Origin of the sequence: Pantoea sp. F_5 (assembly GCF_008631595.1) — a bacterium.
In the GTDB taxonomy this organism is placed as follows: domain Bacteria; phylum Pseudomonadota; class Gammaproteobacteria; order Enterobacterales; family Enterobacteriaceae; genus Pantoea; species Pantoea gossypiicola.
On record NZ_VWUO01000010.1, the window covers coordinates 70878 to 85622 of the forward strand.

At 53.4% G+C, this 14745-nt stretch carries 14 protein-coding genes; all 14 read right to left on the bottom strand.

Annotation, left to right across the window (positions count from 1 at the left end; genetic code table 11):
- Positions 1–5 precede the first annotated feature (5 nt).
- Entirely contained in the window at positions 6–752 is a 747-nt protein-coding gene (locus tag F3I44_RS14600) for a glucosamine-6-phosphate deaminase (protein ID WP_150011529.1), read from the bottom strand.
- A gap of 92 nt (positions 753–844) precedes the next feature.
- Complete coding sequence (locus F3I44_RS14605) at positions 845–2239, bottom strand: glycoside hydrolase family 1 protein (protein ID WP_150019460.1); 1395 nt, start codon at positions 2237–2239, stop codon at positions 845–847.
- A 12-nt stretch (positions 2240–2251) separates the two neighbouring features.
- Positions 2252–4114: a PTS beta-glucoside transporter subunit IIABC gene (gene bglF / locus F3I44_RS14610; RefSeq protein ID WP_150011533.1), complete on the bottom strand. Its 1863-nt coding sequence runs from the start codon at positions 4112–4114 to the stop codon at positions 2252–2254.
- A gap of 135 nt (positions 4115–4249) precedes the next feature.
- Positions 4250–5083: a BglG family transcription antiterminator LicT gene (gene licT / locus F3I44_RS14615; protein WP_150011535.1), complete on the bottom strand. Its 834-nt coding sequence runs from the start codon at positions 5081–5083 to the stop codon at positions 4250–4252.
- Between the two features lie 162 nt (positions 5084–5245).
- Complete coding sequence (locus F3I44_RS14620; protein WP_223811678.1) at positions 5246–6577, bottom strand: carbohydrate porin; 1332 nt, start codon at positions 6575–6577, stop codon at positions 5246–5248.
- Between the two features lie 725 nt (positions 6578–7302).
- On the bottom strand, positions 7303–7644 hold the full coding sequence (locus tag F3I44_RS14625) for a YebG family protein (RefSeq protein ID WP_150011539.1): 342 nt from the start codon (positions 7642–7644) through the stop codon (positions 7303–7305).
- Between the two features lie 156 nt (positions 7645–7800).
- Positions 7801–8595 carry an SIR2 family protein gene (locus F3I44_RS14630; RefSeq protein WP_010247078.1) on the bottom strand — a complete coding sequence of 265 codons (795 nt, stop codon included), beginning with the start codon at positions 8593–8595 and terminating at the stop codon, positions 7801–7803.
- Entirely contained in the window at positions 8592–9152 is a 561-nt protein-coding gene (locus F3I44_RS14635; protein WP_033735745.1) for a non-canonical purine NTP pyrophosphatase, read from the bottom strand. Before F3I44_RS14635 ends, F3I44_RS14630 begins: the two co-directional genes overlap by 4 nt.
- A gap of 151 nt (positions 9153–9303) precedes the next feature.
- Positions 9304–10203, bottom strand: a complete 900-nt coding sequence (locus F3I44_RS14640) for an ABC transporter substrate-binding protein (protein WP_150011541.1) — start codon at positions 10201–10203, stop codon at positions 9304–9306.
- Complete coding sequence (locus F3I44_RS14645; protein WP_150011543.1) at positions 10200–10994, bottom strand: amino acid ABC transporter ATP-binding protein; 795 nt, start codon at positions 10992–10994, stop codon at positions 10200–10202. Before F3I44_RS14645 ends, F3I44_RS14640 begins: the two co-directional genes overlap by 4 nt.
- A complete protein-coding gene (locus F3I44_RS14650) occupies positions 10978–11904 on the bottom strand; it encodes an amino acid ABC transporter permease (protein ID WP_150019461.1) in 927 nt (308 codons plus the stop codon). Before F3I44_RS14650 ends, F3I44_RS14645 begins: the two co-directional genes overlap by 17 nt.
- 9 nt (positions 11905–11913) lie before the next feature.
- A complete protein-coding gene (locus tag F3I44_RS14655; RefSeq protein ID WP_098050091.1) occupies positions 11914–12432 on the bottom strand; it encodes a GNAT family N-acetyltransferase in 519 nt (172 codons plus the stop codon).
- A 10-nt stretch (positions 12433–12442) separates the two neighbouring features.
- Positions 12443–13384, bottom strand: a complete 942-nt coding sequence (locus F3I44_RS14660) for an ABC transporter substrate-binding protein (RefSeq protein WP_150011547.1) — start codon at positions 13382–13384, stop codon at positions 12443–12445.
- An 11-nt stretch (positions 13385–13395) separates the two neighbouring features.
- On the bottom strand, positions 13396–14709 hold the full coding sequence (locus F3I44_RS14665) for an LLM class flavin-dependent oxidoreductase (RefSeq protein WP_150011549.1): 1314 nt from the start codon (positions 14707–14709) through the stop codon (positions 13396–13398).
- Between the last annotated feature and the right edge of the window lie 36 nt (positions 14710–14745).

The following is a 14745-nucleotide window of genomic DNA, read 5'->3' on the forward strand; positions in this document are numbered from 1 at the left end:
TGAGTTTAACTCTGAACATAACGCTCAAGCGACTCAGGACTTAATTGAGAGGCAGAAGCCCTGTCAGCGATAATCAACAAAGAAGGATGTAATTTCAATACGGATGCAGGAATCTGCTCCGTCACCGCGCCCTCAATTACCTGCGCCAAAGCCCAGGCTTTATTTTCGCCGCTGACAATGAGTAACAGATTTTTTGCTGCCATGACGCTCATTGGCCCCATAGTCACATAATGATCAGGTACAGAGCTTAAATCACCCTTCATTTCAGTCCGGGCGATGAATTCAGCGAGATCGCCCTCTATCGGATGCTTAACCACCGTGTGATGAAATCGGGTCAGGCCAGGGATGTTGCCGCAAAAATGGCCATCTGACCCCAGTCCCATCAGCACTAAATCTAATCCACCCTCCTCCTTTAACAGACGCTCAAAATCCAAAAAATTGTCATTGGTGAGTTTATGAATGTTCGTTTCTTTAATTTGTGCCGGTGACAGGAAAAGCTGACGCAGATTGGATATCGTAACGCCTTCACGATGTAGACCTTTGAACGCAATTTCATCAAAGTTATAGTAATGAACATGTGAATAGCCGGAACGTCCGCCAATGGCTGAAACAAGGTGTTCGTACAATTTAGCAGGCGTATGACCTGCCGTAATTGCCAGATTCACACGTCGGTTTTGAGTCATATAACCCAGCATATGGTGACTTGCGATCTGGCTCATTTCATTATAATTATCCGTCACGATCAGTTTCATTTCATCATCCCGTAATCGTTTTGCTGACAAACATCAATGTGGCATCGCGACCTGTCGTGAGCCACAATGATGGGTATTAACAGGCAGTCATCTCACCCTTTAAGTGAGGCTCCGTTTGTCGCTATCACCTCCTGATACCAGTAGAAGCTTTTCTTGCGGCTACGCGCCAGCGAGCCTTCGCCATTATCATCGCGGTCCACATAAATGAAGCCGTAACGTTTAGAGAGTTCGGCTTTGGATGCGCTGACCAAATCGATCGGACCCCAGCTGGTATATCCCATAACTTTTACACCATCCTCAATGGCTCCACGCACCTGAACAAGGTGATCGTTGAGATAGCTGATGCGATAGTCATCCTGCACGACGCCCGTTGCATCCGGTATATCTTTCGCGCCCAGTCCATTCTCAACAATGAACAGTGGCTTTTGATAACGGTCCCACAGCAGATTAAGCAGGGTACGTAAGCCCACCGGATCTATCTGCCAGCCCCATTCAGAACTCTGCAGGTGGGGATTGGGTACCATGCTCAGAATATTACCGCGCATCTGCTGATTCAGTGTCTCATCGGCGGTGACGCAGCCGGACATGTAATAGCTGAAAGAGATAAAATCGACGGTCGACTCGAGTATCTGGCGATCGGCATCGGTAATATCCAGTTGGATATCGTTTTCGCGGAAGAAGCGCAACATATAGCCAGGGTAAGCCCCCCGACACTGTACATCGCCGAAAAACTGCCATTTTCGGTTCTCCTGCAGCGCTTCAAAGACATCATCGGGCTTACAGCTCAGCGGATAAACCAGACCTCCCAGCAGCATATTGCCGATTCTTGCATCGGGATTAATGTCATGACAAATTTCTACCGCCATAGCACTGGCAACCAGTTGATGATGGATGGCCTGATAAATCTCGCTTTTACTGCTGGTTTCTGGCAGGCCTACGCCAGTCATCGGCGCATGTAAAGACATATTGATTTCATTGAAGGTCAGCCACAACCTGACTTTTTTCTGATAGCGGGTAAACACCGTACGCGCGTAATGCTCAAAAAAGCCAATCACCCGACGGTTTCCCCAGCCGCCATACTGCTTTACTAAACCCCAGGGCATTTCATAATGTGACAGTGTCACAAGCGGGGTAATGTTATGTGCTGCCAGCTCATCGAATAATCGGTCATAAAAGGCCAGGCCTGCTTCATTGGGTTGTTGCTCGTCACCATTGGGAAAGATACGCGTCCAGGCGATTGATACTCGCAGACAGCTAAATCCCATCTCTGCAAACAGTTTTATATCGTCCGGATAGCGATGGTAAAAATCGATCGCTACATCTTTCAGGCTCTTACTCCCCGCAACGCGATCGACTACCGGGCCAAAAATCCCTTGTGGCTGAAGGTCAGAGGTGGAAAGGCCTTTCCCCTCTTCACGCCAGGCACCTTCAACCTGATTAGCGGCAACCGCACCGCCCCATAAAAATGTATCCGGGAAAGTTTTCATCCTGTGCTCCTTTTACTGATGAATGATGCTGAGTAACGGCGTTCCTGCGGTGACAGCTGTCCCTGCCACCGTCAAAACGTCACGATACGCATCGCTGTTAGTGATAATGATCGGTGTTGCAAGGTCATATCCGGCATCAAGAATGGCCTGACGATCAAACGTCAGCAGCAGATCGCCGGGCTTAACCGCGTCGCCCACTTTTACGTGTGCCGTGAAAGGTTTGCCCTCAAGCCTGACGGTATCGATACCCACATGAATCAGCAGCTCAATCCCACTGTCACTCAACAGGCCGATGGCGTGTCGGGTCTGAAACAGCGAGGCAACCTCACCTGCGAAGGGCGCAATGACTTTGTTGTCTGAAGGAATGATGGTCACACCCTGTCCCAGCAGGCCACTGGCGAACGTCGCGTCCGGCACCTGATCAAGGGCCAGTACGGTGCCGGTCATCGGTGAGAGGATGTCATCTTCGCCGGGCATTACCGGGATCGCTGCGTCTGGCGTGCTGTTACGGGGTATTCCCGCTACCAGCGTCATGACACAGCTCAGGATCAGCGCCAGTAGTGTTCCGGCAATCCCACCCCATAAGGTTGAATCAACCCCACCTGGCGGGATCATTTGCGCGAGGGTAAAGATGTTGGCAAAGCCAAAGGAATAGACGTGGCTACTGCTGAAGCCGACAATGCCACCGCCGATGGCACCCGCCACACAGCCAAAGATGAAGGGACGGCGTAACGGCAGATTAACGCCATAGACAGCCGGTTCAGTGATACCAAAGATCCCTGCGGTCACTGATGAACCCGCCAGCATCTTCTGGCGCGCATCCTGGCTGCGCAGTAAAACCCCTAGTGCCGCACCAACCTGACCCATAACAGCAGGCAACAGTACGGGCAGCATCGAGTCATGTCCCAGTACAGCAAGGTTGTTGATCATCAGCGGCACCAGTCCCCAGTGCAAACCAAAAATTACACAAACCTGCCACAGTGCACCCATGGCGGCCCCAGCCAGCCAGGGGGCCAGAGCATAAATCCACTGGTAACCGTTCGCCAGCATCTGGCTCAGCCACGTGGCCAGTGGGCCAATTACCAAAAAGGTCAGCGGCACAGTGATGCTCAGACAGATCACTGGCGCAAAAAAGTTTTTCATGGCGGCGGGCAGCAGCCGGGTACTCTGTTTTTCCAGCCAGCAACTCACCCACGCGGCGAGAATGATGGGTATAACCGACGCACTGTAGTTAAACCAGGTCACAGGAATGTCGAGAAACGCATCAGTCAAGACGCCGGACTGCTGGCTGACATTGAAGGCAGCAATCATCGTCGGATGAATCAGTGCACCGCCGATGGCCATGGTGATAAAGGGATTACCGCCAAACTTTTTACCTGCGGTAAAGCCCAGTATCAGCGGAAAGAAATAAAACAGCGCATCACTTGCCGCAAACCAGATTTTATAGGTTCCACCCTCCACAGATAGCCAGCCACAGACCACGGCCAGCGCCAGCAGACCTTTGAGAATACCGGAGGCGGCAAGAATGCCGATAAAGGGGGTGAAAATGCCTGAAACAATGTCGATCAGTTGACTGCAAAGGTTACCTGCCTTCTCATTATCCTTTATTGCTTCTGAAGTCTCATCAGCCAGACCGGCTTCAGCGCGAACGGCCTGCCAGACATCATGAACATGGTTGCCAATCACTACCTGAAACTGACCGCCGCTTTCGACGACCATAATGACACCCGGATTCTTCTTAAGTCCTTCCGCATCGGCTTTGTGGTTATCTTTCAGTTTAAAGCGAAGCCGGGTGGCACAATGAACCAGACTTACGATGTTCTCTCTGCCACCAATATGGCCGAGGATATCCTGCGCCAGCGTGTGATATTCCATCTCAATTTCCTTAAACCGATGTCCGTTGACATCCGTTGACTGAGCCAAAAATAAAAAAACCCGAGAGCGTCCTCTTTTCAGAGGACGCGCTCAGGTTTTGCCTGCGTTAAGCAGTAACAATCCAGTTTATGGGGCTTACTGCCCCTCTTTTCTCACCCGCTCGATATGAATGGCGAGAAACATAATCTCTTCCGCCGTCAGCTCTCGCTGATAGCTTTTTTGCAAATGCTGCGCGATTTTCACCGCGCATTTCCAGGCTTTGGGATAGTTATCTTTTACTGCCGTATGCAATGAAACATCGTCATCGTTGACCACGGTTCGCGTCAGCATCCGCTGCGCGAAAAACTTCAGATGGGTGACAAACCGCTGATAACTCAGTGACGATTCGTTATATTCAAGCTGCAACTGATACTTCACCAGTTGCAGGATCTCCTGCATGACCCGGGTGACATCCATCACTTCCGGCATGTCATTATGGAGCTGTGCTGTCACCAGATGTAGCGCGATAAACCCGGCTTCATCCTCAGGTAGTTCGACATTCAGACGACGGGCGATGATTGCCCTGGCCTCCTGCCCCAGTTCGAACTCTTTGGGATAAAGACGTTTGATATCCCAGAGCAATACATTTTTAATTGCCAGACCTTTGTTCTGCCTTTCAATGGCAAAATAGCAGTGGTCGGTTAATGTGATATAAAGACTCTCCTGCAATTTCCCCAGACGCTGAATCGCAAGATCAATAATGCTATTGCAGGTCGTCATTACTTCAGGCGGGATTTGGTGTAACAACTCCTCCAGCCGACGAACCAGCACATCACTTTGCGGTGCGAACACTTTCTCAATTTGCGCGCCGTTGAGACTGTCACCGACGCGTTTCTGAAAGGCCAGCCCTCGCCCCATGACGACCTGCTCGCGCCCCTGCTCATCATGAACCATCACCACGTTATTATTCAGAATTTTGGCGATTTTCATCGGAACCCCAGAAACAAAAAAACCTGACATCCGGCAGAGGCCAGAAATCAGGTTTTGCCTGCCTAAGCAGTAACAATCCATTCCGGGCACTCTATCATTTTTATTCGCGACCTCAATCTGTCAGGGTAAAAAGCGTGACAGCGATCGAGAACCTTTTTCAGCTTAAAAAGTCACGACCGTCTTAAGTTCCGTCACCCAGGCATCCTGCGTATGGGATATCCCCGCCGGACGATGCCAGTACTGAAGCCCGGGTTGAAGTTCCAGCCAGGAAACGGGGCGGAATCGGTAATAGAATTCCCCATTCAGCGAATGACCAGGCACCGGATGATAAGCCGCATCGTTGTAGTCAGAAATACCACTGATCGTGTTCATGTAGCGCTGATTACGCGCGTACTGATTGCTCATATCCGTCCAGGTCAGGCCAAAACCTATCCAGTCTTCAGGACGGGCGTCAAACAGCCCCCGATAGCGGAGTGACGCGGCATAGACCGAATGCATGTAGTTAGTTCGCTGATCGGCCAGGCTCATACTGAATGAAGTACTCAACCCGCGACTGGCGTCATCCTGATGTCGCGTCAGTTGCTGATTAAGTCCGGCGTAAAGAAACCCTGTCCGGTTATGCTTCTCATAACCGCCGGGATCACTGGCACCTGCGCCACCGGACCGGCCGCGATAGAGGTCAGTTTGCGGGGCATTGGTAAAAACCACCCCCAGGTTATAGGCACCCGGCAGGCCGTTAATGATCGGGCGGGCTTCAATTTCTACCGGCAGCAGGACACCTTTGCTGCGTCGGGTGGAGCCACTCCAGGCGTGATGACGACTGGCAGCATCCGGGTTCTGCTCCATCACACCACCTTTCAAAGTGACAACGGGAGTTAACCGGTATTCGAGCGTGGTTCCCCATGTATGAACGTTCCAGTTATTCCAGGTCAGTGAGTTCGCGGATTTTCCGCCACACTGTGAAAGCATCTGGAAATCACAGGGTATAATCTGATCGAAGGTCTGAACCTTGTTCATCATTCCGATACGCCATGTCATACGCCGATCATCAAAACTTCGGGCAAAGGTCAGCCAGCCCAGTCGGGTAATTGATTGTCCGCCCCAGCTCTCCTGCGTGAGATCGTTCACATTCACGCGAGGATCCTGCACGCGTCGCGTGGTCAGATCATCGTTATGATTGCGGTTAACAATGTTCGCTTCGATACGTGCATCGGGAATATTTGTCCAGCGCGACAAATCCTGATTAAAGGTCAAAGCAAACTGATCGATATAAGCGACGTGTGAAGCATGATTGTATCCACCGCCGCCATTCCAGCCAATTTCATTCAGATAACCCAGGTTATAGGTAAATCCATTGTCGTTAAGCAATTTACGAAGGCCATACATATCACCCAGAACAGGATCAGGTGGAGATTCAAACCCTAATACTGTTCCGCTCCATTCCTGCGCTGCAGACAAGGGTGAAAAGGTCAATAATGAGAGTGCGCACAGCATGCTTTTATATTTCATCTTAGCAACCTGTTTTTGATTTTAATGATGTACGGTTCGCAGGAGAGCCCTGAACCTGCTGTCATCTACGTCATGCTTCCCTGGCCTGAACAGGCCGATTAATTATTGCTAGTGTTATTAATGACTTACACATTATCGGAGTAAATTTAAGGCAAAAAAAAACCTAAGCACCCCACAGTGGTAATGACTGTGGAACGCTTAGGTTTTGCCTGTTATCCAGTAACAACCCTACGCTGAAAACGGCTCTAACCTAACACTGATTTTTAAAGTTTAATAGTACTGCCGGGTTATTTCACAAGAAAATGTGAGCCAATTAACAATTAATATCTCTTATTTCACAGCTCTGGTGTTAATTAATAATTAAAATGAGGTAAGGAAATCACCAGGAGAATATCATATTAGTTTACTTGCTAATTCATTTAATCAAGACTGTTGATATTTATGCGTAGAATTAAAATAATCAAACGGCGTCTGACGCTTAAAAATGAATGATCAAAAATCCAGATTATTGAATCCTGATTGATACTATAACGCTGAGTTCCAAATTTTAGCTGGCTGATTTGCGTGATTTACAGGGAGATGATTGCAGGCGGGCACTCAGCATAAAGGAACCACAGGCGGATTTATTTTGAATGACCTGACAAAAGGTCAGATAAAGCCGTTAATCAGAAACAACAACGCCGGAAGGGTCGCTTCCGGCGTTGTGGCAGTTACGCAGCTTTAACGGCACGTACTTTCTTCGCAGCAGGCGCTTCCGCCTGCTCATCCGCACCTTCTTCTGCCACGGCTTCAGGCTTCGTCGCGCCTGCGGCTACGTCCGGCAGTTTGCTGGTGCGCAGAATATGCTGGACCGCATCTTTCTGCTCCGCAATCAGCAGACCAAGCGTTTCTGCCTGAGATTCGTCCAGTGCCGGTTGATGCTGTAACAGCCAGTCAGTGAAGGCTTCGGCCATATCGAGCATTTTGTCGTAGGCATCGGCCTCTTTCTTATTGGCAAACGTCATCTTCTCTTCACCCTTTCTGACTACAACAAATTTTGTTTCAACAGCCATCTTTTTGCCCTCAGGTACTGTGTATGCATACAGTATATCATGCCGGTTATGCTTTGCCAGCAGAGAATGGAGTTTACCGGTTACGCGCAGGCTAACTTTAACCGGGCGCAGGTTTTTTTCATTTTCCTGCCGCTTCTCTGCCGGAAACCAGACTGACTACACCAGCAGCTCTTCAAGGAACATCGCCAGTGCTTTACGCGGATCGTCCTCTTCGGACACGATCACCTCGATCCCCCACTGCCCCAGCACCTCTTTGGCTACCGGGTTGTTGCGATTTGTGAACAGATACGACTTGGGTCGCGCGGTCGCCAGCCCGGTGCGGCCCCACATCTTGGTAAGACGATAAAACAGCAGGCGTATGTTGAAATCACTGATGCTGTAGCCGACAAACAGTACGGAGTTGCCCATTACGTCATGGGTCAGTTTGATGTCGAGAGGGGAGTCAAAATAGAGGCGTTCAAAATAGCTGCTCTCATCGAGCACGATAGAGGTGTCATCATCGAAGTCACCGTGCAGCTTGATGATGTGACGTTTATCTTCAGTCAGCGAGACCAGGTCTGCGGCGTTCGCCACTTTGTAATAGGGGACGCCGTGCGCCTCGTGCGCCGCTTCCAGCCAGCGATCGTAATTGGTGGTGTAGATGCGCGAGAAGTTACCCTGGGTAATCATGGTATGAATTTCAGAAGACCGGACATCGATATCCGGCCGGTGCCACTCACGATCCATCCAGCTGCGCAGCGGGCCTAGCGAGCCTTTCTTTTGCTTGTAATACTCTGCCAGCGACAGGTGCGTTCCATAGGTATTGAAGATTTTGGGATCGTAACCCAACTCGTTAGCAAGGTGAGCAATCAGTTCATGCCACTCGGGGAGGCCAAAATTACGCGAAATACCGGCACCGGCAAACAGAATCAGTTTGCCGGAATCATAGGCGCGTTTGAGTTCAGGTTTCATGCCACTCCCCGCGAGGTTTTTAAAAAGGTGGCGAAGCGATCCAGCGCGATGCGCCGCATCGAAATCTCATTCTTGAGTTCGCCCATTTCTGCAAAGGTCTGCTCATAGCCTTCGGGGATAAACACGCAGTCCCACTGGAAGCCGCGTGTCCCGGCGGGTTTAGCGGCGATGGTGCCGCGCAGTTCACCCGAGAACTGATACATTTTGCGACCGTCGCAGTAGCCGAGCACCGTTTTGGCCGTCACAGCCTGGCTGTCCAGTCCCTGCACCAGTGCGGTAAAGCGCTCAGCGTCGAGGCGGTTCCAGAAGATACGGGTCAGCCCGGCGGGCAGACCATTGAGGCCATCCAGATAGAGACCGGTATGCTCAACAAACAGTGGCCGCCCAATCAGCGAAAAGGCTTTGGTCAGTTTATCACGCACCAGGTCCAGCTCGTTTTCAGTCTGAATTTCTTCGATACGACGGGCGATGGGTAATACTTCGACCCCGACAGGCTCGAGTATCTTACGCACCTCCGCCAGCTTTTGCTCATTGGCAGAAAGGAATCTGATTTTCATGGGGCTTCCAGGTCAATTACTCCGCCACGCAGTGAGGATTTTTTACGAAAACAGGCGGGCAGGATAAATCACTAACGCTGGAGAGTGTAGTTCAATTCTGGGGTCATTAAATGGCAGAACCGGCTTCAGCAGGAGAGCCGGTTCTGCCGACTCAGTAAACAATGCCCGGCGGATTCACTGTGGAGTGCGTCACAGCTTCATCCTGTTCACCCCAGCGGGCCAGCACCTGCTGATACTGCCCACCCGTGATAGTGCTATCCAGTGCGGCCTGTAAAGCCGGTGCCAGCCCATTGCCCTTTTTAGTGGTCACGGCGACCCAGGCGCGGAACGGTCCGCTGCCCACCAGCTTTGTCTGGCCGCGTGAAGCCACTTTCCAGGCGGCCATCGAGTGCGGGCCAAAGATCGCATCGGCCCGCCCCGACAGCAGCGTCAGCGTCGCAGAGGCATCATCGGTAAGATAGACTGGCGTCACCGCAGGCAGACCTTTGGCCCGGTTCTGCTGATCCCAGCTCAGCAATATGCGCTCCTGATTGGTGCCCGATGAGACGATAATCCGCTTACCGGCAATATCAGGCGGGCTGCTGATCTGGCTGATCTTACTGTCGCTTTTTACCGCAAAGGCGTGGTTATCAGCGCGATAGGTCGCAAAATCGAACTTCTTCTTACGCTCCTCAGTAACGGCAATGTTAAACATGGCGACATCATAGCGTCCGGCACTGATGCCCAGTGGCCAGTCCTCCCACGAGGCCGGAACCAGCTTCAGCTTTAACCCCAGACTGTCAGCCAGCAGCCTGGCGATGTCCGGATCGCTGCCGATCCGCGTGACGTTGTCAGACGCCAGCAGCGACAGCGGTGGAGAGTTAGTCGCGGCGGTTGCTACCGTCAGCGTGCCGGGTTCGATAAAGTGAAAGTCAGCCGGGATTTTCGCGATCGCCCGGGGATTCGCCGGGGCATGAATCGGCGTCTCATTTTTCAGCACATCGAGCTTCTCCGCCGCCTTACAGGTCAGCACTGGGAGCAGCGTCAGCGCTGTTAAGGTCAGCGCCTTCATAGCACGCGCGCCAGAAAACGGCGGGTACGTTCGTGGCGCGGATTGTTCAGTACCTGCGTGGTGCTGCCCTGCTCAACAATCCGGCCATCCACCATAAAGACCACCTTGTCCGCCACTTCACGGGCAAAGCCAATCTCATGGGTCACAATTACCAGCGTGGTGCCGGAACGCGCCAGCTTTTTGATGACGTCGAGCACTTCACCAACCAGCTCCGGATCCAGCGCCGAGGTCGGCTCATCGAACAGCATCACGCGGGGATTGAGCATCAGAGCGCGCGCAATAGCGATACGCTGCTGCTGCCCGCCCGACAGATGACGCGGCCAGGCGTCGGCTTTATGGCGCAGACCGACAATGTCCAGCAGTTCGCCCGCCCGCGCTATCGCTTCAGATTTCGTCAGCTGACGATGGGCAATCGGCGCTTCAATCAGGTTATCCAGCACGCTGAGGTGCGGAAAGAGATTGAAGTTCTGGAACACGTAGCCGACGTTGATACGCTGCCGCAGAATCGCCTTCTCTTTGAGTTCATACAGCTTATCGCCGCGCTGCTGATAGCCAATGTAGTCGCCATCAATCTGAATAAAGCCCTCGTCGACCCGCTCCAGATGATTAATGGTGCGCAGCAGCGTGGATTTGCCGGAGCCGGATGGCCCCAGGATCACCGTGACCGATCCAGGCTCCAGCGACAGCGAAACATCATCCAGTGCTGTGTGTTTACCAAAACGCTTGGTCACGCCAGTAATACTAATGGCACCTGTTGTGTGTGAAGTGCGGTAATCAATGGCTTCGGACATGGCTGATCTCCTCGGTCGGATGAAGTGGCGTGACGCGACTGCGCCATTGTTGCCAGCGCGAAGGCTGCGGCTCACGGTTCACGCTGCGGGCCAGCCAGCGCTCAACGTAATACTGAATCACGGACAGGACGGTGGTGATAATCAGATACCAGGCGGCACCGACCATCAGCAGCGGGATCACTTCCTGATTACGGTTGTAAATCATCTGGATGGTGTAAAACAGCTCCGGCATCGCCAGCACGTAAACCATCGAAGTACCTTTTGCCAGACTGATAATCTCGTTGAATGCGGTCGGAATAATGGCGCGCAGCGCCTGCGGCAGAATGATGCGGAAGGTCCGGCGTGAGGCAGAAAGCCCCAGCGCAGAAGCGGCTTCAACCTGCCCGTGATCGACGCCGAGGATCCCGCCGCGGATAATCTCTGCACTGTAAGCCGCCTGCACCAGCGTCAGACCAATTACCGCCGCCGGGAACTGGCCCAGCACATTAATCGTCTGAAACGCCCCCCACGACAGGCCGGTAAACGGAATACCAATCGACAGCGTGTCGTAGAGGTAGGAGAAGTTATAGAGAATGATCAGCACCACAATCAGCGGCAGAGAGCGGAACAGCCAGATATAGCCCCACGCCAGGGTGCTCAGCAGCCACGACGAGGAGAGACGTGCCAGCGCCAGCAGACCGCCAAAGAAGAGGCTGAAAATAGTGCCCAGCAGAGTCAGGAGCAGCGTCTGACCCAGGCCGTGCAGGATCACCGGATCAAAAAACCAGCGGGCAAACACGCCCCACTCCCAGCGAGGGTTAAAGGCCACTGACTGAATCACGCCCGCCAGGATAAACAGCGCCAGAATAGCGCCGGCGGTGCGCGCCGGATAACGTGCCGGGACCACCTGTAGATGTTGATGTTTGCTCATCGTCCCTCCTTAACTCGCCTCAGCGACGTTATAAACGCCGATTACTTTAATAAAACGCAGTCGCCCGTCATGTGGCGGCTGGCCGTAACGCTCCAGATCGCCGCTCAGATCGAACTGTGGCTGATAGCCGTGACCGGTATAAAGCCGCACCGCCTCCGGCTGGCGAAAGCCGGTGGTGAGAAACAGCCGCTGATAGCCCGCCTGCAGCGCACGCCGTTCCAGCTCCTGCAACACCACCAGCGCCAGCCCCTGGCGGCGCAGATCGCTGCGGGTCCAGATACGCTTCAGCTCAGCGGTCTGTGGGTCATAAGGTTTATAAGCGCCCATCGCAATGATTTCGCCGTCGCGTTCCAGCACAATAAACAGCCCCTGCGGCGGCAGATACCATTCGGTCAGTTCCTGCTCCTGCTCGTTACGGCGGGAGAAAAAGTCGCCATAACGTGCCGAATATTCACCAAACAGACCACCCAGAATCGGTTGCAGTTCGGGGGCCTCGGGCGAAACTTCGCGGAAAGTCGATTCACTCATGCTCAGCTCCTTAGTCGCCCAGCCCGGCGGGGTTGATTTCAGAACGATCGATATGCTCCACGCCTTCACCCCAGCGGTTCAGCACCTTCTGATAATCACCATTGCTGATGACGCCATTCAGCGCAGTGCTGATCGGTTCTGCGAGGCCGCTGCCTTTTTTCACCGTAACGGCAATGTGCGCCGCTTTTGGCCAGCCACCATCCACACTGCCGATCAGCCGGGTTTTACCGGTCAGTGCCGCTTTCCAGGCACCAATGACGTTAGGACCAAACCAGGCATCGGCCCGCCCCGCTTGCAGTGCCAGCGTCTGGGCGGCGTCATCTTTCGCATAGATCGGAGTAAAGCCTTTCAGACCCTTTGCCTGATTCTCTTTATCCCACGCCAGCAGAATCGCCTCCTGATTGGTGCCGGATCCCACAATGATCCGCAATCCGGCAATGTCTTCCGCTTTGGTCAGTGACTTAATCGGGCTGCTGGTTTTGACATAAAAGCCGAGCGAGTCTTTGCGGTAGGTGGCGAAGTCGAACTTTTCTTTGCGCTCTTTAGTCACGGTAATGTTGGAGATTGCCGCATCATACTTGCCCGAGGCCACACCCAGCGGCCAGCCTTCCCACGACGTCGGCACGATATTGAGTTTTAATCCCAGGCTATCCGCAACCAGTCGGGCAATATCCACCTCGCTGCCGAGCAGGGTTTTGTTGTCATCGGAAAATACCGTCAGCGGCGGAGAGTTCTGCGCCGCCACGGCCACGGTAAAGGAACCCGGTACCACAAAGTGATGCCCCGCGGGCAGTTGCGCGATGGCGTCAGGATTTTTCACCGTATTAATCGGCGCTTTATTGGCTTCCAGGCTGACGCGCTGGCCGTTATAGGAAACGCTGGTGCCTTCTGCCAGCGCATGGCTGCTGGCGGTCAGAATAAGCAGGGCAAGAAGACGCGATGTTTTTTTCATGACGTGGGCTCTTATTGTGAGGTGAACTGATTAACGGGTTGTTTCAGAGCGAAGCTGTCGCGCAGCGTACTGCCCGGGTAGTCGTGGCGCGTCAGGCCGCGAGCCTGCAGAATCGGCACCACGCGGTCGACAAAACGTTCAAAGGTGTCAGGTGTGCCGCCATTGATAATGAAGCCGTCTGTGGCGTGGGTTTCGAACCAGAGCTGCAGGCCATCGGCCACCTCTTCGGGCGTGCCGTGAAACAGCGGACGCGGCGTTGCGGCTTCCAGTGCCGCCTGGCGCAGCGTATGGCTATGCTGCTGTGCTTTGCGTTTGATCTCGTCGGTGGTGCTGCGGAAGCTGTTCTGACCAATGTCGCCGATGTCCGGGAACGGCTGATCCAGCGGATATTGTGAAAAGTCGTGGTGGTCAAAGAAACGACCGAGGTAGTTAAGCGCGTCGGCAATCGATACCAGCGCCGCCGTGGTCTGATACTGGCGCTCTACGTCTTCCGCATCATCACCCACGATCACGCTGACACCCTGGAAGATGTGCAGATCCTCTGGCTGACGACCGTTTGCTACCAGCTGCTGTTTCACATCCTGATAAAACACCTGCGCTTCTTCGCGAGTGGGCTGATGGGTAAAGATGGCGTCAGCATGACGCGCCGCCAGCTTTTTACCGTCGTCGGACGCACCTGCCTGGAAGATAATCGGACGGCCCTGCGGCGTGCGGGCGATGTTTAGCGGTCCCTGCACCTGGAAGAAGTCGCCATGATGATCGAGCGTGTGCAACTTCGCCGGATCGAAGAACTGCCCGCTCTCCTTGTCCCGTACAAAGGCATCCTGCTCCCACGAATCCCATAAGCCTTTCACTACCTGCAGATACTCGTCGGCAATGCGGTAACGCAACGCGTGTTCCGGGTGTTTCTCGCGGGAAAAGTTTTTGGCGGAACCCTCCAGCGGCGAGGTAACAACGTTCCAGCCCGCACGCCCGCCGCTGAGGTGATCGAGGCTGGCAAACTGACGTGCCACGGTGAACGGCTCGCTGTAAGAAGTGGAAACGGTGCCGACCAGCCCCAGATGTTCTGTGACGCCCGCCAGTGCCGAGAGCAGCGTCAGCGGTTCAAAACGATTCAAAAAATGCGGGATCGATTTCTCATTAATAAACAACCCGTCGGCAACAAACAGAAAATCGAGCTTGCCCTGCTCCGCCTTGCGGGCAATTTTTTTGGCGTACTCCAGATTAATACTGGCATCGGCCTGCGCCGCAGGATGGCGCCAGGCAGACATGTTTCCCGACGCGCCATGCAGAATAGTGCCCAGCCGAAGTTGTCTTGTGGTCATGATGCTCTCTCTTTTTTAGTCGTAGCGATGCCCGAC